Annotated in this window: 24 protein-coding genes; 9 read left to right on the top strand and 15 right to left on the bottom strand. The window is 64.7% G+C overall.

What is annotated here, in order from left to right; genetic code table 11:
- The first annotated feature begins 28 nt into the window (after positions 1–28).
- Positions 29–460 carry an SAM-dependent methyltransferase gene (locus NKH50_RS17670; protein ID WP_352691413.1) on the top strand — a complete coding sequence of 144 codons (432 nt, stop codon included), beginning with the start codon at positions 29–31 and terminating at the stop codon, positions 458–460.
- A gap of 50 nt (positions 461–510) precedes the next feature.
- Here NKH50_RS17670 and NKH50_RS17665 read toward each other — a convergent pair whose 3' ends face one another.
- The 3 genes from NKH50_RS17665 to NKH50_RS17655 all read right to left on the bottom strand — a co-directional run bounded on the left by NKH50_RS17665 (position 511) and on the right by NKH50_RS17655 (position 3,470).
- The gene (locus NKH50_RS17665) at positions 511–2,133 is read right to left on the bottom strand and encodes an ABC-F family ATP-binding cassette domain-containing protein (protein WP_352880137.1); all 1,623 of its coding nucleotides are present in this window, start codon (positions 2,131–2,133) and stop codon (positions 511–513) included.
- A gap of 159 nt (positions 2,134–2,292) precedes the next feature.
- On the bottom strand, positions 2,293–2,856 hold the full coding sequence (locus NKH50_RS17660) for an isochorismatase family protein (protein ID WP_352880135.1): 564 nt from the start codon (positions 2,854–2,856) through the stop codon (positions 2,293–2,295).
- A 434-nt stretch (positions 2,857–3,290) separates the two neighbouring features.
- On the bottom strand, positions 3,291–3,470 hold the full coding sequence (locus tag NKH50_RS17655; protein WP_352453691.1) for a hypothetical protein: 180 nt from the start codon (positions 3,468–3,470) through the stop codon (positions 3,291–3,293).
- A gap of 192 nt (positions 3,471–3,662) precedes the next feature.
- Here NKH50_RS17655 and NKH50_RS17650 point away from each other — a divergent pair, with 192 nt between their 5' ends.
- On the top strand, positions 3,663–4,127 hold the full coding sequence (locus tag NKH50_RS17650) for a GFA family protein (protein ID WP_352705263.1): 465 nt from the start codon (positions 3,663–3,665) through the stop codon (positions 4,125–4,127).
- Between the two features lie 39 nt (positions 4,128–4,166).
- Here NKH50_RS17650 and NKH50_RS17645 read toward each other — a convergent pair whose 3' ends face one another.
- From NKH50_RS17645 to NKH50_RS17620, 6 genes are all read right to left on the bottom strand, one after another.
- Positions 4,167–4,937 carry an exodeoxyribonuclease III gene (locus NKH50_RS17645; protein ID WP_254819644.1) on the bottom strand — a complete coding sequence of 257 codons (771 nt, stop codon included), beginning with the start codon at positions 4,935–4,937 and terminating at the stop codon, positions 4,167–4,169.
- A 9-nt stretch (positions 4,938–4,946) separates the two neighbouring features.
- Positions 4,947–5,591, bottom strand: coding sequence for an alpha/beta hydrolase family protein (locus NKH50_RS17640; RefSeq protein ID WP_352705265.1), 645 nt, complete (start codon positions 5,589–5,591; stop codon positions 4,947–4,949).
- 215 nt (positions 5,592–5,806) lie between these two features.
- Positions 5,807–6,901: a tetratricopeptide repeat protein gene (locus NKH50_RS17635; RefSeq protein WP_352880131.1), complete on the bottom strand. Its 1,095-nt coding sequence runs from the start codon at positions 6,899–6,901 to the stop codon at positions 5,807–5,809.
- Positions 6,898–7,812, bottom strand: a complete 915-nt coding sequence (gene ku / locus NKH50_RS17630) for a non-homologous end joining protein Ku (RefSeq protein ID WP_352705267.1) — start codon at positions 7,810–7,812, stop codon at positions 6,898–6,900. Before ku ends, NKH50_RS17635 begins: the two co-directional genes overlap by 4 nt.
- A 232-nt stretch (positions 7,813–8,044) precedes the next feature.
- Entirely contained in the window at positions 8,045–10,543 is a 2,499-nt protein-coding gene (ligD, locus tag NKH50_RS17625) for a DNA ligase D (protein ID WP_352880129.1), read from the bottom strand.
- Positions 10,544–10,630: 87 nt separating this feature from the next.
- A complete protein-coding gene (locus NKH50_RS17620) occupies positions 10,631–10,855 on the bottom strand; it encodes a hypothetical protein (RefSeq protein ID WP_023675682.1) in 225 nt (74 codons plus the stop codon).
- A 183-nt stretch (positions 10,856–11,038) separates the two neighbouring features.
- Here NKH50_RS17620 and NKH50_RS17615 point away from each other — a divergent pair, with 183 nt between their 5' ends.
- From NKH50_RS17615 to NKH50_RS17595, 5 genes are all read left to right on the top strand, one after another.
- On the top strand, positions 11,039–12,046 hold the full coding sequence (locus NKH50_RS17615; RefSeq protein WP_352705273.1) for an aldo/keto reductase: 1,008 nt from the start codon (positions 11,039–11,041) through the stop codon (positions 12,044–12,046).
- Between the two features lie 229 nt (positions 12,047–12,275).
- Positions 12,276–13,226: a substrate-binding domain-containing protein gene (locus NKH50_RS17610; protein ID WP_352880233.1), complete on the top strand. Its 951-nt coding sequence runs from the start codon at positions 12,276–12,278 to the stop codon at positions 13,224–13,226.
- 237 nt (positions 13,227–13,463) lie between these two features.
- Positions 13,464–15,029, top strand: a complete 1,566-nt coding sequence (locus NKH50_RS17605; RefSeq protein ID WP_352507795.1) for a sugar ABC transporter ATP-binding protein — start codon at positions 13,464–13,466, stop codon at positions 15,027–15,029.
- Positions 15,026–16,042: an ABC transporter permease gene (locus tag NKH50_RS17600; RefSeq protein ID WP_254819652.1), complete on the top strand. Its 1,017-nt coding sequence runs from the start codon at positions 15,026–15,028 to the stop codon at positions 16,040–16,042. Before NKH50_RS17605 ends, NKH50_RS17600 begins: the two co-directional genes overlap by 4 nt.
- A 46-nt stretch (positions 16,043–16,088) precedes the next feature.
- Positions 16,089–16,586 carry a GNAT family N-acetyltransferase gene (locus NKH50_RS17595; protein WP_352880125.1) on the top strand — a complete coding sequence of 166 codons (498 nt, stop codon included), beginning with the start codon at positions 16,089–16,091 and terminating at the stop codon, positions 16,584–16,586.
- Between the two features lie 173 nt (positions 16,587–16,759).
- Here the strand turns inward: NKH50_RS17595 and NKH50_RS29005 are convergent, their stop codons facing one another.
- The 4 genes from NKH50_RS29005 to NKH50_RS17575 all read right to left on the bottom strand — a co-directional run bounded on the left by NKH50_RS29005 (position 16,760) and on the right by NKH50_RS17575 (position 19,721).
- On the bottom strand, positions 16,760–17,404 hold the full coding sequence (locus tag NKH50_RS29005) for a DUF982 domain-containing protein (RefSeq protein WP_502906875.1): 645 nt from the start codon (positions 17,402–17,404) through the stop codon (positions 16,760–16,762).
- Positions 17,401–17,616: a hypothetical protein gene (locus NKH50_RS17585; protein ID WP_352880124.1), complete on the bottom strand. Its 216-nt coding sequence runs from the start codon at positions 17,614–17,616 to the stop codon at positions 17,401–17,403. Before NKH50_RS17585 ends, NKH50_RS29005 begins: the two co-directional genes overlap by 4 nt.
- 103 nt (positions 17,617–17,719) lie before the next feature.
- On the bottom strand, positions 17,720–19,351 hold the full coding sequence (gene groL, locus NKH50_RS17580) for a chaperonin GroEL (protein ID WP_352880122.1): 1,632 nt from the start codon (positions 19,349–19,351) through the stop codon (positions 17,720–17,722).
- Between the two features lie 55 nt (positions 19,352–19,406).
- Positions 19,407–19,721, bottom strand: coding sequence for a co-chaperone GroES (locus NKH50_RS17575; RefSeq protein ID WP_254819656.1), 315 nt, complete (start codon positions 19,719–19,721; stop codon positions 19,407–19,409).
- A gap of 364 nt (positions 19,722–20,085) precedes the next feature.
- Here NKH50_RS17575 and NKH50_RS17570 point away from each other — a divergent pair, with 364 nt between their 5' ends.
- Positions 20,086–20,355: an usg protein gene (locus tag NKH50_RS17570; protein WP_352880120.1), complete on the top strand. Its 270-nt coding sequence runs from the start codon at positions 20,086–20,088 to the stop codon at positions 20,353–20,355.
- A gap of 86 nt (positions 20,356–20,441) precedes the next feature.
- Here NKH50_RS17570 and NKH50_RS17565 read toward each other — a convergent pair whose 3' ends face one another.
- Both NKH50_RS17565 and NKH50_RS17560 read right to left on the bottom strand, forming a co-directional pair.
- Positions 20,442–20,729 carry a DUF982 domain-containing protein gene (locus NKH50_RS17565; RefSeq protein ID WP_352880119.1) on the bottom strand — a complete coding sequence of 96 codons (288 nt, stop codon included), beginning with the start codon at positions 20,727–20,729 and terminating at the stop codon, positions 20,442–20,444.
- 133 nt (positions 20,730–20,862) lie between these two features.
- Positions 20,863–21,075, bottom strand: coding sequence for a hypothetical protein (locus tag NKH50_RS17560; RefSeq protein ID WP_352475551.1), 213 nt, complete (start codon positions 21,073–21,075; stop codon positions 20,863–20,865).
- Between the two features lie 339 nt (positions 21,076–21,414).
- Between NKH50_RS17560 and NKH50_RS17555 the strand changes: the two genes are divergently transcribed.
- On the top strand, positions 21,415–21,891 hold the full coding sequence (locus NKH50_RS17555) for an Hsp20 family protein (RefSeq protein ID WP_352880117.1): 477 nt from the start codon (positions 21,415–21,417) through the stop codon (positions 21,889–21,891).
- Positions 21,892–21,904 lie beyond the last annotated feature (13 nt).

Raw genomic sequence — 21,904 nt, 5'->3', positions numbered from 1 at the left:
GGATTGCGAAAAAGCTGGAGAAGAGCGTATGGCGAACGACTTGTCGCCAAGGCTGTTGGAGATTGTCAATGCGCTGCCCTTGCGGCAGGGCATGCGAGTGCTGGAGATCGGCTGCGGGCCGGGTGCTGCAGCGCGCGAGATCGCGCGCCGGATCGGCGGCGGGCACGTGCTGGCGATCGACCGCTCGGCCAAGGCCATCGCGCAGGCCGGGGCCGCTTCGCGCGCCGAGATTGCGGCAGGCCGGCTGAGCCTTCGCCAGGTCGCCATCGAGGATTTCGAGTTGGAGGCCGACGAGAAGCACTTCGACATTGCCGTTGCGGTGCGCGTCGGCGCGCTGGACGGGCGTCATCCCGAAGCAGGAAAAATCGCCCTGCAGCGGCTCGGCGCGGCGTTGACCGCGCAAGGCCGGCTGTTCATCGACGGCGGCGATCCGCTGCGCGAAATTGCGATACACGGCTGAACAGCTCGTGCTTAGCCTCCGGAATCGAGCGGCAGAGCTGGGTGCGCGCCTCAGCTCCGCAACCCCGGCGCCTCCTGCCCGGTGCGCTCGACATATTCGGTATAGCCGCCGCCATAGGTGTGGATGCCCTCGGGCGTCAGTTCCAGCACCCGGTTCGACAGCGCCGCCAGGAAATGGCGGTCATGCGAGACGAACAGCATGGTTCCCTCGTACTGCGACAGTGCCGTGATCAGCATCTCCTTGGTGGCGATGTCGAGGTGGTTAGTCGGCTCGTCCAGCACCAGCAAATTGGGCGGATCGAACAGCATCAGCGCCATCACCAGCCGCGCCTTCTCGCCGCCCGACAGCACGCGGCATTTCTTCTCGATCTCGTCGCCGGAAAAGCCGAAGCAGCCGGCCAGCGCCCTGAGCGGCGCCTGGCCGGCCTGCGGAAATGCATCTTCCAGTGTCTGGAACACGGTGCACTCGCCCTCCAGCACTTCCATGGCGTGCTGGGCGAAATAGCCCATCTTGACGCTGGGCCCGCGCGCCACCGTGCCATTGTCCGGCTCGGAAGCGCCAGCGACCAGCTTCAGCAGCGTCGACTTGCCGGCGCCGTTGATGCCCATCACGCACCAGCGCTCGCGGCGGCGCACCTGAAAATCCAATCCCGCGTAGATCAAGCGGCTGCCATAGCCCTTGTGCACGTTCTTCAGCGTCACCACGTCCTCGCCGCAGCGCGGCGCCGGCTGAAAGTCGAACGACACTTTCTGGCGGCGCTTGGGCGGCTCGACCCGGTCGATCTTGTCCAGCTTCTTCACCCGGCTCTGCACCTGCGCGGCATGCGAGGCACGCGCCTTGAAGCGCTCGATGAAGGCGATCTCCTTGGCCAGCATCGCCTGCTGGCGCTCGAACTGCGCCTGCTGCTGCCGGTCGGCGATCGCCCGCTGCTGCTGGTAGAATTCGTAATTCCCCGAGTAAGCGGTCAGCGAGCCACCATCGATCTCGACCACCTTGTTGACGATGCGGTTCATGAACTCGCGGTCATGCGAGGTCATCAGCAGCGCGCCGTCGTAGTTCTTCAGGAACTGCTCCAGCCAGATCAGGCTTTCGAGGTCGAGATGGTTGCTCGGCTCGTCGAGCAGCATGGCGTCGGGCCGCATCAAAAGGATCCTGGCCAGTGCCACCCGCATTTTCCAGCCGCCGGACAGCTTGCCGACGTCGCCGTCCATCATCTCCTGGCTGAAGCCAAGGCCGTCCAGCACCTCGCGAGCACGCCCATCCAGCGCGTAACCGTCGAGCTCCTCGAAGCGGTGCTGTGCCTCGCCGTAACGGGCGATGATCTCGTCCATTTCACCGGCGCGATCGGGGTCGCCCATCGCGTGCTCGAGCTCACGCATCTCGGCCGCCACTTCGCTCACCGGCCCGGCGCCGTCCATCACTTCGGCAACGGCGCTGCGGCCGGACATGTCGCCGACATCCTGGCTGAAATAGCCGATGGTGACGCCGCGATCGACCGAGACCTGGCCCTCGTCAGGCTGCTCCTCGCCGTTGATCATGCGAAACAGCGTTGTCTTGCCGGCGCCGTTAGGCCCGACCAGCCCGACCTTCTCGCCCTTCTGCAACGCGGCGGAGGCTTCGATGAAGACGATCTGCCGGCTGTTCTGCTTGCTGATGCTTTCGAGACGAATCATGGTTTTCCAGGAAAGGCCAAAGGAGAGTTCTCGCGCCAATACGCGATAGGCCGCACCGGCGGAAGCCCGCAAGTGGTGAGGCGCCCCGCGCCAAATTGTCTGAACCCAGTTGCTTCCCGGCTGGATCAGGCTTTGACGGCGTAGGGATGAGCCGGCGGATCAGCTATCGGTCAGGGCTTTTGTCGTCGCCAGCTTGACCCCGGCGGCGGCAAATGCCGCATTGTGCCGGGCGATGATCTCCGCGGCGGTCTCGCTGGCCGCGTCGAGCGTGCTGTGGGCGTCGGAAACCACGGTGACGCCCAGGCCCGCTGCAAAGGCGCCCTTCACCGTGGCCGCCACGCAGAAATCGGTCTGCGCGCCGATCAGAACGACCTCGCCGGCGCCCTGCCCGGCCACCCATTCTGCAAGCGCGGCATTGCTGAACGCGTCGCCGACACGCTTGGCGAACGTCGGCTCGTCCTCGGCCTGGCCGAGCGCCGGCCACACCGGCCAGCCCGGCTCACCCGGCGCCAGTGGATCGCCCTGCGGCCCGTCATGCCTGATGAAGGCGACCTTGCGCCCGCTGCGCCGTGCCCACTCGATCAGCGCGCGGGTGCGGGCAACCATGCCGTCGGCATCATGGATCGGCGGTTCGGCGACACCGTCGAACATGCCGGCCTGAAGGTCAATCACGATGAGCGGCGCAGTGGCCGCGGGGCTGGTCCCTGACGTGGCCGCGAACATAGCGTTGGTGGTAGGCGGGTCAAGTATACGCGCCGAAGCCGACGCTGGAGCTGCCGATCTCCCCCTTGAGGGCAGGGCTATGGCAGGTGGAAAAGCCGAGGCTTTCGCTCTACGATGTACCCCCACCCCAACCCCTCCCTACAAGGGGGAGGGAGACTTCCGTTGGCACTGACCTCGGCAAATTGCCTGCCTTTCGGCGCCAAAGGGGAAGTTAAAGGCGCGCGGCAGCATTCCCTCCCCCTTGTGGGGCGGGTTAGGGTGGGGGTCCATCTTCGCAAGAATCCAAATGCGGTTGCCCAGCGCAACAGTCGGGGTGTCCAAGCCCCGGCGACGAAATTGGATATCCCGCAATCAATCCGGCGCGCCGGCGAAAAGCACCATCCTATCGCCGCCGCCAGCCGGCCAGTCCCTGATGCTGCGGTCATAGCCGCCGGTCAGCACCGCGCCGGCGGCGGCGAGGCAACCGCATAGATCGGGCCGGACTGGCTGTCGAACATGGCGAGCTGGTTGCCGGTCTGCAGGCGGTGAAACTGAGGCCGTCCGGCACCTCGCGAGCACGCCTCGCCCAGCGCCAGATACGCCTCGATGAAGCAAGCCGTGCCGATCACGATCATGAGGGCTGCAAGCAGCCTGTCAGCAAACCTGTTCCTCTGTCCGCTCTGCAATGATGGCGCTCGGCGCCTGGCTTGTCGGTGATGGCTCGAAGTCTACCCCAGCCCGTAGGCAGCTGCCGCAGGCATCGCGGCGTTGCCGGGAGGCCGGTCGTGCGCTAGATCGCTCGCCGAGGATCTCGCTCGAGGCCAGCCATGGACGATTGGAAGCTACCTTGGGACGGCGGTTGCCTATGCGGCGGGATACGCTTTCGCGTAAGTGCGCCGCCTTTGCTGACGACGGCGTGTCACTGCACCGGCTGCCAGAAACTGAGCGCCAGCGCGTATTCCTTGACCATCGCCGTGCCGAGCGACGGTTTCGCCGTCACCCAAGGCGAGCCGGTGGTCGGCGGCCTGCACGGCCCGCACCGGCAACTCTACTGCCCGCATTGCAAGAACTGGATGTTCACGCGTCCGCATGGCCTGGACTTTTTCGTCAACATTCGCGCGACCATGCTGAACGAGCACCATTGGTATGTGCCTTTCGTCGAAGTCTTCACATCGGAAAGGCTGCCCTGGGCTTCGACCGCCGCTACCCACAGTTTTGCTACGCAGCCCGACCTTGAGGGATACGCCCCTTTGATCGAAGCATTCGCCCGTGAAGCGGCGCGGCCAAGCTGACTGGTTGGCGCCCGGAAAGGCGGGGCCAGTCTTCGTGCTTCACCGCAACTCCACCCAGACAGGCGCGTGGTCGCTGGCGCCGGTCTCGCCACGCACGTCGCGGTCGATGCCCGCCGCGACCAGCCGGCGCGACAGCTTCTTCGAGAGCAAGATATGGTCGAGCCGCAGGCCGGCATCGCGCGGCCAGCGATTGCGGCGATAGTCCCAGAATGTGTAGAGCGTCTCCGTCGGGTGCTTCTTGCGCAGCGCGTCAAGCCAGCCCTGGTCGAGCAGCCGCTGGAACGACGCGCGGCTTTCCGGCTGCACCAGCGCGTTGTCGTCATAGGAGCGGGTCGGGTAGATGTCGCGCGCCTCGGGCACGATGTTGTAGTCGCCGGCCAGCACCACGGGCAGGCCGGTGTCGAGCAACTGCGCCGCATGCGCCTCCAGCCTTTCGTGCCAGGCCAGCTTGTACTGGAATTTCGGGCCGGGCTGCGGGTTGCCGTTCGGCGCGTAGAGCGAGGCGACGACGATACCGTTGACCGCCGCTTCGATGTAGCGCGCCTGCTGATCGCTATCGTCGCCGGGCAGCGCCTCGCGGGTCAGAACGGGTTCTGAGCCACGCGAAAGGATGGCGACGCCGTTCCAGGTCGGCTGCCCGACCCAAACCGCGCCGTAGCCGGCGGCCGCCAGCGCAGTGCGCGGAAACTGCGTCTGTCTCGCCTTGAGCTCCTGCAGGCAGGCGATGTCGGGTTTGGCGGCGGCCAGCCATGCGAGCAGGTTCGGCAGCCGGCTGTTGATGTTGTTGACGTTGAAGGTGGCGATCTTCATCGGCCTGCTTCAGCGCACGATGCGTTCGGTCCACGCCTTCACCGCATCAGCGAGCGTCTTCAGATGATCGGCGATGGAGAAGCCGGAGATGTTTTTGCGCGGCTTCAGATCATGGTCGCCATCTTCCAGCCAGAGAATCTCGATCGCCTCGGACAGAGCATAGGTCGCGACCTCGTCTTTGGTCCCGAACTCGTCGCGCGTGCCCTGGAGGATCAATGTCGGCGTCTTGAGATCGGCGAGGTGCTTTGTCCGAAGCTGCGTCGGTTTGTCCGGCGGATGGAACGGATAGCCGAGGCAAAGCAGGCCCGAGATCTCGCCCTTCGAAAACATCTCGTCGGCGATCATCGAAGCGACGCGTCCGCCCATCGACTTGCCGCCGATGATGAGCGGCCCCTCCACGCCCTTCGCCCTGAGGTCGGCGATCGCCTTGACGTATTCCGGGTTAACCGTCTCGGCGCGCGGCGGCGGCTTGCGATGGCCGTAGCGGCGGGCGGCCATGTAGTGGAATTCAAAGCGCGCGACGCGGAAACCGGCCGCGGCGAGCGTTTTTGCCGTGGCTGTCAGCGAGGGCGAGTCCATAGGAGCGCCTGCGCCATGCGCGAGCAGGATGGTGTTGGCGGCGGTGTCGGGGCCGTCGAAGAGAAAGGTGGTCATGGGGCGGTCCACTTATAGAGGCCGCGCTCCGTCCCACCCCCCTCTGTCCTACCGGACATCTCCCCCTCAAGGGGGGAGATTGGATGTCGCCGCCGGTTTCGCCAACCACTAAAGCTGAAAGGCACGCGGGGCACCGAAGCTGCCGATCTCCCCCCTTGAGGGGGAGATGTCCGGCAGGACAGAGGGGGGCGTTCAAGCGCAGGCATTGGATTACCTCACCCCGCCGACAGCCGCGCCAGCTGCAAATCCACGAACTGTATCCCCTTGGCCGCCATACGCGCCCATTCGGAATTGGCGTCGAGTTCGAGGTAGCGCACCCAGCGACGCCGCGCCTCGGCGAAATTGCCGGCATCGAACTCCAGCCTCGCAAGGTTGAACACCGCGTCGGCATAATTGGGATCGAGTGCGATCGCCTTCAGCAAATGGCGGCGCGCCGAGGCTACCCGCCCCTCTTCGCTCATCAGCCCGGCAAGATTGAACCAGGCTTCTACGAAGCCGGGGTCGCACTTGATGGCGCGGGCATAGTCGTGCGCCGCCTCGGCCGCGTGGCCGGCCGCGCGCAGGCAGTTGGCGCGGTTGAAGGCGGCGATGGCATCGCTCGGGTCGATGGCCAGGCAGCGCTGGTAGAGTGCCGCCGCCTGCTCGTGGTCTTCAGCCTCTTCCGCCGCCTCGGCATCGGCGAACAGCTCTTCCAGCGTGTCGTCATCCCGCGTTCCCAGATCGAACAGCAGCTGGCCGTCGAGTTCGCTCTGGCCTCCCTCGAGATAGATCGCGTCGGCCCTCCCATGCTGCGAGCCGACGGCGAGCGACTTGGCGGTGAGCGAGGCGACCGGGCCCGAGCGATGCACAGAGCGCGCGATCGCCCCCCACGAGGCGCCGCCGGCAACCAGCCCGGCATATTTGCGGGCGAGGATCAGGTCGCGAAAGGAATACGGTTCGCAATCATGCTCGAAGGCATCGAACAGCGACAAAAGGTCGAGATCCGCGCCGGTCAGCCGCGACTGGTCGATCAGCGACTGCCGCGACAGCGCCGAAGCCTCCGGCGCTTTCATCAGCTCGAGCAGGCGCAGGAAGCCGTTCTCGCTGACCAGCTTGCGCCCGGCCGCGCGCTCGGTGACGACGCGGCGTTCAATCTCGGTATCGCCGGCCCTGGCGAGCAACATGCGGCCCAACACGACATGTGTGGTGCGCCGAGTGACGCCGCGCCGCAACTGGCCGTGCCGACGCTCGACCTCGCGCGCCGCCAGCCTGAGCGGGAAGGCCGCCAGCGCACCGACGATGCCGAAGACCGTGCCGGCGAGAGCCGTCACGCCTTGCTCTTGCCGACGGCTTTGAGAAGGTTCGCCTTGAGCGGGTTATCCTTGGCCGCGGCGGCGCCGGCCTTGGCGGATTTCGCCGCGGGCTTGGCCGTTTCATCGGCCTTGCTCTTGGACTTGGCCGGCGGCTTGGCCGATTGCGACAGGCTCGCCTTCAGCGCATCCATGAGGTTGATGACATTGCCGCGCTCAGGCGCCGCCGCGATGATAGGCTTGTGGCCCTTGAGCTTCTCGCGGATCATCGCCATCAGCGCGATCTCGTAGCGGTCCTCGTAATTCTTTGGATCGAAGGTGGTTTCCTTCTGCTTGATCAGCGCTTCGGCCAATTGCAGCATTTCGGGATCGGGGTTTCCGGCCGGGATATTGCCGAAATATTCAGCCGTGCCACGCACTTCGTTCGGATTCCTCAAGGTGCAGACGAACATGCCGTTCTCGCGCGCGCCGATCGTCACGACGCGCTCGCGGCTGGACAGCACAAGGCGGGCGATCGCCAGCTTCCCCGATTTGCGCATCGCTTCGCGCAACACGGCAAAGGTCTCCTCGGCCATTGCGCCATCCGGCGCCAGGTAATAGGGCGCGTCCTGATAGATGACGTCGACCGAATGCTCGTCGACAAAAGCCTCGATGTTCATCGTATGGTTGGATTCGATGCGCACCGCATCGAGATCGGAGTCCTCGATGATGATGTACTGCTTGTCCTCGTATTCGTAGCCCTTGACCAGGTCCGAACGCTCGACCAGCCCGAGCTCGGGGTCGACCGGCTTCATGTTGATGCGGTTGTGCGTCTTCTTGTGCAGCTGGTTGAAGCTGATGCGTTCGCTGGCGCTCGTCGCCGGATAGAGCCGGACCGGACAGCTGACCAGACTGAGCTTGAGGTAACCTTTCCAACTTGCCCTGGGCGCCATGAAATACTCCTACGCGGCCTTGTGCTGTCGAACAGTTCGCAGCGTTCATTCGTCCGGAGGACGAACGGGACTGCCAAAATCCTACATTGCCCTTACAATACCGGGCCCTTACAATACCGGCAAATCCCTAGCGAAATCTTCCTCCGCTGAGAGCCGCCTGCACGCAAGAGGTCCATGGTCGAAGAATAATTCAAATTTTCCGGAGCGTCGATGGAGTCTGGGGCCCGCAGAACTACCTCGCGGTGGCTATCAACGGCAAATCCCGGGCGAAATCTTCCATGTCGGCCCAAGGGTCGCCTGACGTCGCCAGCAGGCCCGGCAGTGACGAATAATTCAGGTCCTGCGGGGCGTCGATGGATTCCAGGTCGCTCCAGCTCACCGGTGTCGAGGCCGGCAAATTGGTGCGGGCGCGCAGCGAATAGGGAGCCGCCGAGGTGTGGCCGCGCGCATTGCGGTGATAGTCGATGAAGATGCGCCGCTTGCGGTTCTCCTTGCCCATGGTGGTGGTGAAAGTGTCGGGCGCGGTGGCGGCAAGATGCGTCGAGATGGCGCTGGTCGCCTGGTGCAATTTCTTCCAGTTCTGCTTTTGCGTCACCGGTACTGATATGTGGATGCCGTGGCCGCCGGACGTCTTGGCGAACGGCACCAGCCCTAGCGCTTCCAGCTCGCCCTTAATGTGCACCGCCGCCTCAACCACCTCGCGCCAGGCGATCCCCTCGCCCGGGTCGAGGTCGAAAACGACCAGGTCCGGCTTGTCGAGCCGCGTGCGATGGGTGCCCCAGGTGTGGAACTCGACGACACCGAACTGCGCCAGCGCCAGATAGCCCTTGGCGTCTTCTACGGAGAGATAAGATTTGGTCTCGCCCTCCGAATTGGTCGCCTCGAAGGTCGCCACCGATGACGGCATGCCGGTGAAGGCATGGCGCTGGAAGAAACAGTCCTGCGGCCTGCCGGTCGGGCAGCGCACCAGCGACACCGGCCGGCCGAGAATGTGCGGCAGCATGAAATCGCCGACCAGCGCGTAGTAGACGGCAATGTCGAGCTTGGTCGGGCCGGTCTTGCCGAACAGCCGTCGCGTCGGGTTGGTCACCCAGATGGTGGCGAGATCGGCCTCGGTGATCAGCCGCTTGCGCTTGGCCGACACCGGCGTCGACAGGCCGACGTCGCGCAGGCCGCGGAACACCGCATGGCGCAGCGCATTGTCGGTGGTCCGGTTGGCGTAGTGGATGTGCGCCGAAAGCAGCGGCCGCACCCAGTTCATCTCGCGCATGATCTCGCGCGGAACGCCTTCCGGCGCGGACGCCCCGGCGCGCAAAGGCTCCAGCCGGGCCAGCAATTCGGTGGCGGTGGCGGCATCGAAGCCGGTGCCGACCTTGCCGCGATAGTGCAATTCGCCATCCTCGAATTCGCCGAGGCCGAGTGCGGCCAGCCCCTCGGCCGCGTCGGAGACAGTGTAGCCGGCGATAACGAAATCGCCGGTCTGAAGCGCCTTGGTCTTGGTCCAGGTCTTGGTACGGCCGCTCTGGTAGATTGCCGTGGCGCGCTTGGAGACGACACCCTCGAGCCCCATCTCGGATGCCTGGTCATAAAGTGCCTGGCCGTCTCCTTCGACATGATCGCTGAGCTGGATGGCCGAATTGGCGCCGAGACCGGACAGCAATTGCGAAAGCAGCGCCTTGCGCCGGCGGAGCGGCGCTTGTCTCAGGTCCCAGCCGTCGAGATACAGGAGATCGAAGGCGTAGAAGTGGAGCTTGTTGCCGGCGCCTTCGGCCAGCGCATCCTGCAAAAGGGCAAAGCGGCTGATGCCCTTGGCGTCGAGCGCGACGACCTCGCCGTCGATGATCGCCTCGCGGCACGGCAGCCTGGCGAAGGCAAGCGGCAGGTCGCCATAGCGCTTCGTCCAGTCGAGGCCGGCGCGGGTGATCAGCCTGACTGCGCCGTTAGCGAGATGCGCCATGGTGCGGTAGCCATCGAATTTGATCTCGTGCAGCCAGACTTCGCCCGTTCGGGCCGCTGGGTCATCGCCGCCCGGCGGCTTCGGAACCTGCGTAGTCAGCTGCGGCTCGATGCGGGTGGGCGGCGGCGCCTTGATGGCGCCTGGCAAAGCACCTGGCTTCAGCACCACCGGCCTGGCAGGCTTGGCGGCCGGCTTCGGCGTTGCCACCAGTTCCTCGATGCGGCGTCCGGATTTGACACTTTCCGGCCGGGCTTCCAGTATGTCGAGCTTGGCGTCGGCGGCGAGATCGCGCTCCTTGAACAGCAGCCAGTTCTTCTTGCCCTCATCCTCGCCGGGCTTCGGTTTCAGCCGCGTCAGCATCCAGCCGCCATTCAGCTTTTCGCCGGCGAGGCGGAACTTGAAGGAACCGGTGCGCAGGCTCTTCTCGACATCGTCCATCGGCGCCCAGACGCCGGTGTCCCAGACGATCATCGGCCCGCCGCCATATTCGCCTTCGGGAATGACACCTTCGAAGTCGATATACTCGAGCGGATGGTCCTCGGTCTCGACCGCCAGCCGTTTGTCGGCGGGGTTGAGCGACGGGCCGCGCGGCACCGCCCAGCTCTTCAGCACGTCGCCGACCTGCAGGCGCAGATCGTAGTGATCGGCGGTGGCGTGATGCTTGTGGACAACGAAACGATTGCCCTCACCGGCAACCAGACCGCCGGCTGGTTCCGGCGTCCTCGTGAACTCGCGCTTGGCGCGATAGGCCTTGAGCTTTGGCGGGGCGGTCACGGCCACATGCTCTTGCGCAAAAACAACGGCTTGATGCGCATGTCTTGAATCATTTTGTCAGCATCGGGCAGGTCGGCGTCACGCCGCTCAATCGTCCGTGGCCGGTGTCAATTCGAGTTCGGCCGGCGACAGGCCCTGCTGCAGCTGGCTGAGCCGGAATTCGTCGACCCAATAGGCCTCGCCGTCGACCAGCACGCGCGCGCTGTAGCTGCCGGCCGAAAAACGCTGCGCAGTGATGTACACCTTGTGGCGGTCGAGCGCGTTCCGCACCGCGGCGCGCTTGGATTTCTGACTGGCGACGGAACTGGCCATGCTGGTCACTCACGCACAAGCCGCAAGGCGGCGTGCCTTAAGGATGGCCGAGAGCGTGTCGGCTGTCAATTTGGCGGTCGCTGCGAGCCGCGCGCGGTGGCGCCTCCCGATCTGTGGAAACCGAGCCGGTGCGCTATATTGCCCTGGCGGCTTGGAACGCGATGCTGATCCGGAGAGCTTCACATGACATTGACGATGCGCAAACTCGGCAGCCAGGGCCTGCAAGTCTCGGCAATCGGTCTCGGCTGCATGGGCATGAGCCAGTCCTACGGCCCGGCCGACGAGGCGGAATCGACCGCCACGCTGCACCGCGCCATCGAACTCGGCTGCACCTTCCTCGACACCGCGGAAGTGTACGGGCCGTTCACCAACGAGGAACTGCTCGGCCGCGCGCTAAAGGGCCGGCGCGATGAGGTGACGATCGCGACGAAATTCGGCTTCCGCATTGAAAACGGCAAGCAAGTCGGCACCGAGCGCGACAGCCGGCCCGAACATATCCGCGAGGCTTTGGAAGGTTCGCTGAGAAGGCTCGCCACCGACCATGTCGACCTCCTCTATCAGCACCGCGTCGATCCGGCGGTGCCGATCGAGGATGTGGCGGGTGCTGTCGGCGAGCTGATCGCTCAGGGCAAGGTTCGCTTCTTCGGCCTGTCGGAAGCCGGTGCCGCCAACATCCGCCGGGCGCATGCCGTTCATCCGGTGTCGGCAGTGCAGAGCGAATACTCGCTATGGGAGCGCAATCTGGAACCGGAAATCATTCCGCTGCTGAAGGAGCTCGGCATCGGCCTGGTGCCGTTCTCGCCGCTCGGCCGCGGCTTTCTCACCGGCGACGTCAGGCGCGCCGAAGACTATCCAGAGGGCGATTACCGGCGCGGCGACCCGCGCTACCAGGGCGCCAACTATGACGCCAACATGCAGGCGGCAGCCATGGTACTCGACATCGCCGCGGCCAAGCGCGTCAAGCCAGGCCAGATTGCTCTGGCCTGGCTGCTCCACAAGGGGAGCGGCTTCGGCATCGACATCGTGCCGATCCCCGGCACCAAGCGCCGAAAGTACCTCGAGGAGAACGTCGCCGCGGCTTCGATCAAGCTCGACACAGCCGAGATGCAGGTGCTCGACGACGCGCTGGCGCCCGGCAAGGTCGCCGGTCCGCGCTACGGCGAGCGCACCATGGTAATGATCGATCGGTAGGTCTTGCCTTCTCCCGTTCTTGCGCAAAGCTCCGGCCTTGGCTAGCATCCTTGGGCAGGCACCGAGCGGAGGAGAACGTCGCGGTGGACCGGCTGGAGCGCCGTTGCGTCCCTTCAAACACGAGTTGGGCGCTCGAAGGACACTCCATTTTTGAATCGACGCAAGGAACCTTCCGGAAAACCCATTCCGGTTCCGGGGTCGTGCGCTCATCTGGGAGGAGACTAAATTGATCAACAGACGTGAATTCCTGCTGTCGACCGCGGCGATGGGCGCCCTGGCGCTGGCCGCTCCGCAACTGGCTTTTGCCCAGGACAAGCTGACCATCCTCGGCTCGGTGCCGAGCCTCGGCTTTCCGTTCTTCGTACACATGCTGAACCAGATCAAGGCGGAAGCCCAGGCGCAGGGCGTCAACCTGATCGAGAGCGACGGCCAGAACTCGGCGCCCAAGCAGACCGCCGACATCGAGGCGGCACTCGTGCAGAAGGTCAACGCCATCGTCATCTCGCCGCTCGACGTCAACGCGCTGGCCCCAGCCATCGAAGAAGCGGTCAAGGCCGGCGTTCCCGTCGTCACCATCGACCGCCGCGTCGACGGCGTCGAGGGCATCCTCGCCCATGTCGGCGCCGACAATGTCAAAGGCGGCGAGGCCGAAGCGCAGGCCATGGTGGCGGCGTTCCCGAACGGCGCCAAGATCTTCCATCTGCAGGGCCAGCCCGGTGCCGGCCCGGCGATCGACCGCAACAAGGGTGTGCACAATGTCCTCGATCCGATGAAGGACAAGTACCAGATCATCTTCGAGCAGACCGCCGACTTCGCCCGCGCCGAGGCGCTGTCCGTCACCGAGGCCGGCCTTGCGGCCAACGGCAAGCCCGACGCGATCATCTGCGCCAATGACGACATGGCGCTTGGCGCGGTTGAAGCCTGCGCGGCGCGCAACTTCACCGACGTCAAGATCTACGGCTTCGACGCGCTTCCCGAAGCGCTGGTCGCCGTGCGCGACGGCAAGCTGGCCGGAACGGTCGAGCAATTCCCCGGCGAACAATCGCGCACTGCGGTGCAGATCGCGGTCGCCTACGCCAGGGACAAGACCGAGCCGAAGGAAAAGCTGGTGCTTTTGACGCCGATCGTCATCGGCAAGGACAATCTCGACAAGGCGGAGAGGCTGGGCGAGACGAAGTAAGCGCCGAGGGCGCACAGCGCCAAAGCAGCGTTCTGTCGCGCCCCCTCTGCCCTGCCGGGCATCTCCCGCTCAAGGGGGGAGATTGGCAGTTTCAACGAGTCGCCTTCTCTTCAACGCCGGAGTAGCGAAAGCCTGGGTGACATCCGATCTCCCCCCTGGAGGGGGAGATGTCCGGCACGACAGAGAGGGGCGCTGTCCCGTGGCCTTTCGGGTGGACCACAATTCAAGGAGCATCCTTTGCCAGTCGAAGCCATTGCGCCATCGCCCGCCCTGCTCGCCGTCGAGGGCGTGACCAAGCGCTTTGCCGGCGTCACCGCGCTGAACGACGTTTCGCTTGAAGTCCGCCCCGGCGAGATCCTCGGCCTGCTCGGCGAGAACGGAGCCGGCAAATCGACGCTGCTCAAGATCCTGTCCGGCGTGATGCCGCCGTCCAGCGGCCGCATCGTCTTCGACGGTGTCGAATTCAGCCCGCACAATCCGCAGGATGCCAAGCGCCACGGCATCGTAACAATCTACCAGGAGCTGAGCCTGATCCCGACGCTGACCGTGGCGGAGAATATCTTCATCGGCCGCGCGCCGCTCGGCCGGTTCGGGCTGGTCAGTTGGCGGCGAATGGAGGAAGATTCCCGCACGATCATCGCTCGCGTCGGGCTCAATCTCGACCCGGCGACGCCGGTTTCCGCACTGTCGGTGGCCGAGCAGCAGCTGGTCGAGATCGCCCGCGCGCTATCGCTGAAGAGCCGCTTGATCATCATGGACGAGCCGACCTCGGCGCTGACCGAGACCGAAGTGCACAGGCTGATGTCGATCATGGACCGGCTGCGCAAGGATGGCGTCGCCATCATGTTCGTCACCCACCGGCTGGAGGAGGCATCGGCGATCTGCGACCGTATGACCGTGCTGCGCGACGGCAGGCTGGCCGGCCATCTCGACCGCGAAGGCGGGCCGATCAGGCTGCCGAAGATCATCGAGAAGATGGTCGGCCGTGCCGCTTCCGAGCTCTATGCCAGGCCGACGCAGCGCGATGTCGCCGGCGACGTCCGGCTCTCTGTGCGCGGCCTGCGCACGGTGCGCGATCCGCAGGCGCCGCACGCCATCGTACTCGAAGGCGTCGATCTCGACCTCAAGGCGGGCGAAATCCTCGGCGTCGCCGGGCTCGTCGGCTCCGGCCGCACCGAGCTCGCCCGCGCCATCTTCGGTGCCGACCGCATTGCCGCCGGCACCATCATGCTCGACGGCAAGCCGATCGCGCCGGCATCACCCGCCGACGCCATCGAGCTCGGCATCGGCCTGGTGCCGGAGGACCGCAAGCACCAGGCAATCTTCGCAGCACTCGCCATCCTCACCAATTTCTCGATCGCCGCGCTCGACCGCTACTCCAGTGTCGGTTTCATGGCCGAGCGGCGCGAACGCGAGGCGCTGGCGAACTACAGGAAGATGCTGTCGATCCGCATGGCTTCGCCCGAGCAGGCGATCGAGGGCCTGTCCGGCGGTAACCAGCAGAAGGTGATCCTTGCCCGCTGGCTGGCGCGCGATCCCAAGGTGCTGATCGTCGATGAACCGACGCGCGGCGTCGATGTCGGCGCCAAGGCGGAAGTGCACCAGATCCTGGTGGAACTCGCCGCGCGCGGCATCGCCATCATGATGATCTCTTCGGAGCTGCCCGAGGTGCTTGCAGTGTCGGACAGGATCGTCACCATGCGGCGCGGGCGCATTACCGGCGAGATGCCCGGCGTCGAGGCGACCGAGGAGAAACTGATGGAACTGATGGCGCTCGACCAGAAGCAGGAAGCAACGCAATGACCAGTACGACCGAACGGAGCCAGCGCGGTGGCGTCAATATTGCGCGCCTGCTGATGAGCTTCGGCCCGCTGATGTTCCTGGCGTTGCTGATCGTCGTCTTCACTGTGCTGAAGCCGAGCTTCATCGACCCGATCAACCTGTTCAACATCATGCGCCAGATCTCGATCACCGGCCTGATCGCGCTCGGCATGACCTTCGTCATCCTCACCGCCGGCATCGACCTGTCGGTCGGCTCGCTGCTCGCCTTCTGCGGCATGGTCGCGGCGGTGGTGGCCAAAGGCGGCACCGCCAACACGCTGTCGCTGTCGACAACGGGCACGCAGGGCTATGGCTGGTTCGCCGCCCTTCTCGCCGCCGTCGTCGTCGGCGCCGTGGCCGGCGGCGTCCAGGGCTTTGCCATCACCAGGCTGAAAGTGCCGCCCTTCGTCGTCACGCTCGGCGGCCTAACCGTGTTTCGCGGCCTGACCTTGACAATCTCCAATGGCGGCCCGATCTCCGGCTTCGACGCCTCGATGCGCTGGTTCGGTACCGGCCTGATCGGCCCGGTGCCGGTGCCGGCGATCATCTTCGCGATTGCCGCCATCCTTTGCCACATCGTGCTGCGCTACACGCGCTACGGCCGCGCGGTCTATGCAGTCGGCGGCAATGCTGAGGCCGCGCGCCTCTCCGGCCTGCGCGTCGACCGCATCCTGATCTCGGTCTACATCATCGTCGGCTTCTTCGCCGGCCTTGCCGCCTTCGTTTTGTCGGCGCGGCTCAACTCCTCCGAAGCCGTCGCCGGCATCGGCTACGAGCTGACGGTGATCTCGGCGGTCGTTATCGGCGGCACCTCGCTGTTCGGCGGCATCGGCAGCGTCGGCGGTACGGTAGTCGGTGCAGGACTGATCGGCGTCTTGCAGAACGGGCTGCAGTTCAACAACGTCTCGTCCTACACGCAAAGCATCGTCATCGGCCTGATCCTCATCCTCGCCGTGGCCTTCGACCGCTGGCTGAAATCGCGGGTAAGGCGGTGATGGCCGAGCGAACGCTGCGGTGCCATAAACTGCCCGGGAGGTGGCGATGCCTCAAATAAGAACCATGACCGAACAGGATGTTCCGGCGGTGTCGCGGCTGCTTGGAGGGTCCTGGCGACAGACCTATTCGCCGATCCTGGGTGCCGAGACCACGGCACGGCTGTCGGATGAGAGGCACGCGCCGGAGCGGCTGGCGTCCGAGCTCGGGGACGACAACAAGATGTCCTTCGTCGCCGAGCGGGCTGACGGCTCGCTCGCCGGTTATGCGATGGCAGCGATGGACGACAAGGGCGAGGTCATGCTCGAGCGGCTCCATATAGACAAAAGCGAGTACGGCACCGGTGTTGCCGCCGACCTGCTGCATGCCGTTCTTGCCGCGCACGCGGGTATTCCCAGCATCGCCCTGGAAGTGATCGAGGGCAACGACCGCGCAATCGCCTTCTATCGTAAGCACGGCTTCGAGGTCGTCGAGCGCCGGCCGGCTGCACACGGCGTGGGCGGCCACGCCTTGCTGATCATGCGCCGGCTGCTGCCGATGGCTTAGCAAGCGAAAGCGGCTGAGCGCGTAATCTCCCCCCTTGAGGGGGAGATGTCCTGCAGGACAGAGGGGGGCGCCAACTTTCTCTTTCGTCCAATATGGCGTCGCGCCAGGACGTGCCGACCCCCTCTGTCGCCTTCGGCGACATCTCCCCCTCAAGGGGGGAGATTGGCACTCGCTCAGGCCGGGGCGTTGACGCGCTGTGGGCGCGTTGCCCAGTCGGCAACGGTCGCGCCAGCAACGCTCTCGCCGGCAACCATCCCGTTCGTCTGCGGCGCAAGCAGGTCGTTGCGGCGGGCGAAGGCAACGAAGGTGGCGCGCGCCGTTTCGGCGTCGATCTCTCCTTCCAGTGCTGCACGGCACGCTTTTGCGGCGATGTCATGCGCGGCCGTCCGGCTCGCTGCCGGCCATTCAGCCAAAAGTGCATAGGCCTCAGCCGCGCTTTCTATCTTCGTCGGTGTACCGAGGCCGGTGAGGATAGTAACCGGCTTGTCGAACGAAGCACGATCCATGACACTCTCCTTTCCTGGCTCAATCGGCTCCTTTCGGAACTCAACCGCGCGGGCGCTTCGATCCTCGAGGGCCGCCTGCGAAACGATGGCACCGATCTGCGAGTTGGACCCAATCGAGGGCATGCCCGGCCGCGGCAGCAGCCGATGCACCTTGACCAGCGCCTCGAGCCAGGCCGCCACGCCCAGCGGCGGATGTTCGCGCCCGTAGAGCCACGCCTTTGCCTTGGCGAGCGGGTATCCCGCCTCTTCGGCGAAATCGTTTTCCGACCACCGCAGCAGGCGCAGGCATTCGCGCATCCGCGCCGCGATCATTTGCGCTCCTCCGTGCCGGCCCCCACGCGTTGAGCCGACAGAAACATCAGCGTGTAGGCCGCCTTGCGGCGGTCCCAGCCGGCCGACTCGGCCATGTGCAGCAAGCCGTCGACCAACGGCGCCAGCGCCGCCCTGCAGTCGGCTTCATAGTTGAGATCGTTTTTCGGGCGGGTCGGCGCCGCCATCTTTCCAAAACTGTCCATCATATCCATGGCAACACCTGCTCAGCATTAGTCCCGGACCGGCAAGACCGTGCCCGCTTTTGGCGGACACGGTCCATCTGCCGTTTCGAAGTCGCGCTTTGGAAGCCTGGCTTTAGAAGTCCATGCCGCCACCGCCGGGCATTGCCGGCGCGCCAGCTTCCTTCTTCGGCTTCTCGGCCACCATCGCCTCGGTCGTCACCAGCAGGCCGGCGACGGAAGCGGCATCCTGCAGAGCGGTGCGCACCACCTTGGCCGGATCGATGACGCCCTGGCCGAAGAGATCGCCATAGTCGCCGGTCTGCGCGTTCCAGCCGAACGAGAACTCCTGCTTTTCGCGCAGCTTACCGACGATGATCGAGCCTTCGGCGCCGGCATTCTCGGCAATCTGGCGCACCGGAGCCTCGATCGCGCGACGCACGATTTCGACACCGGTCTTCTGGTCGGGATTGTCGACCTGAATATTGTCGAGCGCCTTTGCCGCCCGCAGCAGCGCCACGCCACCGCCGGGCAGGATGCCCTCCTCGACCGCGGCACGGGTGGCATGCATGGCGTCGTCGACCCGATCCTTGCGCTCCTTGACCTCTACCTCGGTCGAGCCGCCGACGCGGATGACGGCGACGCCACCGGCGAGCTTGGCCAGCCGCTCCTGCAGCTTCTCGCGATCATAGTCGGATGTGGTCTCCTCGATCTGCGCCTTGATCTGGGAGACCCGGCCCTGGATTTCGCTCTTCGAGCCGGCACCGTCGACGATCGTGGTGTTTTCCTTCTCGACCACCACCTTCTTGGCGCGGCCGAGCATGTTGAGCATGACGTTCTCGAGCTTGATGCCGAGATCCTCGCTGATTGCCGTGCCGCCGGTCAGGATGGCAATATCCTCCAGCATGGCCTTGCGGCGATCGCCGAAGCCCGGAGCCTTGACGGCCGCGACCTTCAGGCCGCCGCGCAGCTTGTTGACGACCAGCGTCGCCAGCGCCTCGCCCTCGACGTCCTCGGCGATGATCAGCAGCGGCTTGGACGACTGCACCACCGCCTCCAGCACCGGAAGCAGCGCCTGCAGGTTGGACAGCTTCTTCTCGTGGATCAGCACATAGGGCTCGTCGAGCTCGACGCGCATCTTGTCCTGATTGGTGATGAAATAGGGGCTGAGATAGCCGCGGTCGAACTGCATGCCTTCGACGACTTCGAGCTCCGTCTCGGCGGTCTTGGCTTCTTCGACGGTAATGACGCCCTCATTGCCGACCTTTTCCATCGCTTCGGCGAGGAAGCGCCCGATCTCGGCGTCGCCATTGGCCGAGATGGTGCCGACCTGGGCGATTTCGTCGTTCCTGGTCACCTTGCGGGCATTGGCCTTGAGTTCGGCGACCACGGCTTCGACCGCCTTGTCGATACCGCGCTTCAGGTCCATCGGGTTCATGCCGGCGGCAACCGCCTTGGCGCCTTCCTGGACGATCGACTGCGCCAGAACGGTCGCGGTCGTGGTGCCGTCGCCGGCGACGTCGCTGGTCTTCGAAGCCACCTCGCGCACCATCTGTGCGCCCATATTCTCGAACTTGTCCTCGAGCTCGATCTCCTTCGCCACGGTGACGCCGTCCTTGGTGATGCGCGGCGCGCCGAACGACTTGTCGAGGACGACGTTGCGGCCCTTGGGACCGAGCGTCACCCTCACCGCGTCGGCGAGGATGTTGACGCCGCGCAGCATCTTCTCGCGGGCTTCGGTATGAAATTTCACATCTTTGGCAGCCATTGGATCACTCCTTCGATAGGCAGCTTCGTTGACTGGAATGCTTGTTCAGGCCCACTCAGGCAGCCTTCTTCATCTCGCCGGCGCCCTCGATAACGCCCAGCACGTCGCTCTCTTTCATGATGAGCAGATCCTCGCCATTGAGCTTGATCTCGGTGCCGGACCATTTGCCGAACAGGATGCGGTCGCCGACCTTGACGTCGAGCGGCTGCAATTGGCCGCTGTCGTCGCGCGCGCCTGGACCGGCGGCAATGACCTCGCCCTCCTGCGGCTTCTCCTTGGCGGTGTCGGGGATGATGATGCCGCCGGCGGTCTTCTCGTCGACCTCGATACGGCGGACCAGGATACGGTCGTGCAATGGACGGAACGTCATGTCGTTCTCCTCTCGGGACAAACAGATTTTCGAAGATCCTCCTGACCGAACCGGCAATATCGGCCCGGCACGGGGTGCGCGACCCCTTCATCAGGCATCGCGCGCATACGAACTAGTCGCGCTTTTTTCTGCTTTCAAGAGGGTCACGCAAAAATTTTAGCACTCGACGCATGAGAGTGCCAATGCACTGTAATCGTTCGCACATTAGCCGCTCTCAGCTAAAGTGCGGCTCAAATTTTGGCGCGATATTTCAAAATGCCGCCCGTTCGGAGCCGCTCGTGGCGGCGGGAACCTATGTGGAAGGCGAGGCGTTTTGCAGACCGAGATTTCAACGGACCGAGATTTCAACGGAAAGGACGATCGCATGACCAGCAGGGACTTTCAGCTCCAGATGCAAGGGTTTGGTCTTACCACGGCGGAGATCCACTACCGCCTGCCCGATCATCGGAGCCTGCTGCAACTCTATATCTGGCAGGAATACGATATTGCCCCCGATTTCCCGACGCTGAAGCATTTCCTCGATTTGTGGGAGCGCGAAATCGAAGGCCCGCTGCATTCGGTGCGCGTAGCCCATCATCACCTGATCCAGCCCTCCGAATGGCGGGCCGTAAACGGCATTATCACCGTCCACTGAGGAGCAAGCCGATCTGCCGCTAGACAGCGGACAAAGTCTCTCGAGGGGGGAAAGGGCAGTTGCCTCTCCCCCACTTGTTTTAGATCTCACAATATCGGAGGGGTCCGGGCTAGCCGGGCGTGGTCGACAGTCTCGCAGGCGAGCAATCCCGCGTTGCGCGCCGCCCTGACGAAGGCCTTGCGCGCATCTCGCGCGGTGCGCCAGCCGTCGAGCGCGTCGCGGCAGGCCCGATAGGCGGCGCGCCAACTCCGGCCGCGTGCACGGTCCGGCCACTGCTGACGCATGCATTCGATGGCTTCCCAACTACTGGCGACCTTGCGCTCGCTGGATTGGAATTTCAACGTGATCGGCTCGGCGAAGCGGACGTCGTCCATCACTTCCTCCTTGTTTTCTGATCGTCTTCTTGTTTGAGCAAGCAACGTCATGCTGGGACCGGCGACCAGCCGGCGCCGCTGAAGGACATGGTTCGTCCCTTTGCGCGGTTCAAGAGCATCGCGGCAACAGCGGTTATTCCTCCTCGTCCGGCCCTTGCAGTAGTTCGATTAGCGTCGCTACCCTTGCCGTCGGCAGCGGTCGGCCTTCGTTCACCAGCGCCTCGTCGGCGGCGATCCAGGCCAGGGCCTCACGCAATTCCTGGACCGTCCCGTCCGTCGCCGCAATGTCGGCGATAACGGCGTCGTCGACCGGGCCCAGCACGGAAATGATCTCGTCGCGTGTCATGGTCAGCTCCATCTGCGAGTGCCGGGAATGGGCCCGGCAACACAAGAATCTGGGTCTTGACCTGCGGCAGACAATAACCGGCCGGGGAACTCGGCGTTGGCGATTGAAGCCAAACAGGCAATCTCCTGCCGGACATCCCCCACTTGTGCGAGAGTGGCAGCCTCGCCGAACCGACACCGGCCCAAAAAAACCGGCAACGCGAGAGCCACCGGGGTCTTGACTTGCGGCGGACAATAACCAGATCGATGGCACCGGTCGCCGAAATGGGGCCGGGGAAACCAGGGAGCGCCAGCTCTTTGGCGCTCCTCGTATCTATGTTGCTCGATGGAGGATGTAGCTATGAGAACCGCATTCGACTTTTCCCCGCTCTATCGGTCGAGCATCGGCTTCGACCGCGTCTTCAACCTGCTGGAAAATGCGCCGCAGGCTTTCGACGCCTGGCCGCCCTATGACATCGCGCGCAGCAGCGAGAACAACTACGGCGTCACTATCGCCGTCGCTGGCTTTTCCGAGGACGACCTCGAAATCATTCATGAACCCAACCTCCTGATTGTCTCCGGCCAGCATAACGAGCCGGACAACGCGGAGTATCTGCATCATGGCCTCGCCACACGGCCCTTTACCCGCCGTTTCGAGCTTGCCGATCACGTCAAGGTCGCAGGCGCCTCGCTCGACAACGGTCTGCTCAGCATCGATCTGGTACGTGAGGTGCCCGAGGAGATGAAGCCTCGGCGCATCGCCATCGCGACCGATGTCGCCTCGCCGAAGACCGGGCCGAAGGCCGCGCAGGTCGAAGCAAACAAGCAGGCTGCCTGAACGAACCAGTCGA

Origin of the sequence: Mesorhizobium sp. M1027 (genome assembly GCF_040318745.1) — a bacterium.
Classification (GTDB): Bacteria; Pseudomonadota; Alphaproteobacteria; order Rhizobiales; family Rhizobiaceae; genus Mesorhizobium.
This window is presented reverse-complemented; position numbering and strand designations above follow the sequence as displayed.

Excerpts from the sequence above, each read along its gene's own strand:
- NKH50_RS17670 (WP_352691413.1), top strand. The coding sequence starts at position 29 with ATGGCGAACGACTTGTCGCCAAGGCTGTTGGAGATTGTCAATGCGCTG.
- NKH50_RS17665 (WP_352880137.1), bottom strand. The coding sequence starts at position 2,133 with ATGATTCGTCTCGAAAGCATCAGCAAGCAGAACAGCCGGCAGATCGTC.
- NKH50_RS17660 (WP_352880135.1), bottom strand. The coding sequence starts at position 2,856 with ATGTTCGCGGCCACGTCAGGGACCAGCCCCGCGGCCACTGCGCCGCTC.
- NKH50_RS17655 (WP_352453691.1), bottom strand. The coding sequence starts at position 3,470 with ATGATCGTGATCGGCACGGCTTGCTTCATCGAGGCGTATCTGGCGCTG.
- NKH50_RS17650 (WP_352705263.1), top strand. The coding sequence starts at position 3,663 with ATGGACGATTGGAAGCTACCTTGGGACGGCGGTTGCCTATGCGGCGGG.
- NKH50_RS17645 (WP_254819644.1), bottom strand. The coding sequence starts at position 4,937 with ATGAAGATCGCCACCTTCAACGTCAACAACATCAACAGCCGGCTGCCG.
- NKH50_RS17640 (WP_352705265.1), bottom strand. The coding sequence starts at position 5,591 with ATGACCACCTTTCTCTTCGACGGCCCCGACACCGCCGCCAACACCATC.
- ku (WP_352705267.1), bottom strand. The coding sequence starts at position 7,812 with ATGGCGCCCAGGGCAAGTTGGAAAGGTTACCTCAAGCTCAGTCTGGTC.
- NKH50_RS17620 (WP_023675682.1), bottom strand. The coding sequence starts at position 10,855 with ATGGCCAGTTCCGTCGCCAGTCAGAAATCCAAGCGCGCCGCGGTGCGG.
- NKH50_RS17615 (WP_352705273.1), top strand. The coding sequence starts at position 11,039 with ATGACATTGACGATGCGCAAACTCGGCAGCCAGGGCCTGCAAGTCTCG.
- NKH50_RS17600 (WP_254819652.1), top strand. The coding sequence starts at position 15,026 with ATGACCAGTACGACCGAACGGAGCCAGCGCGGTGGCGTCAATATTGCG.
- NKH50_RS17595 (WP_352880125.1), top strand. The coding sequence starts at position 16,089 with ATGCCTCAAATAAGAACCATGACCGAACAGGATGTTCCGGCGGTGTCG.
- NKH50_RS29005 (WP_502906875.1), bottom strand. The coding sequence starts at position 17,404 with ATGATCGCGGCGCGGATGCGCGAATGCCTGCGCCTGCTGCGGTGGTCG.
- NKH50_RS17585 (WP_352880124.1), bottom strand. The coding sequence starts at position 17,616 with ATGGATATGATGGACAGTTTTGGAAAGATGGCGGCGCCGACCCGCCCG.
- groL (WP_352880122.1), bottom strand. The coding sequence starts at position 19,351 with ATGGCTGCCAAAGATGTGAAATTTCATACCGAAGCCCGCGAGAAGATG.
- NKH50_RS17575 (WP_254819656.1), bottom strand. The coding sequence starts at position 19,721 with ATGACGTTCCGTCCATTGCACGACCGTATCCTGGTCCGCCGTATCGAG.
- NKH50_RS17570 (WP_352880120.1), top strand. The coding sequence starts at position 20,086 with ATGACCAGCAGGGACTTTCAGCTCCAGATGCAAGGGTTTGGTCTTACC.
- NKH50_RS17565 (WP_352880119.1), bottom strand. The coding sequence starts at position 20,729 with ATGGACGACGTCCGCTTCGCCGAGCCGATCACGTTGAAATTCCAATCC.
- NKH50_RS17560 (WP_352475551.1), bottom strand. The coding sequence starts at position 21,075 with ATGACACGCGACGAGATCATTTCCGTGCTGGGCCCGGTCGACGACGCC.
- NKH50_RS17555 (WP_352880117.1), top strand. The coding sequence starts at position 21,415 with ATGAGAACCGCATTCGACTTTTCCCCGCTCTATCGGTCGAGCATCGGC.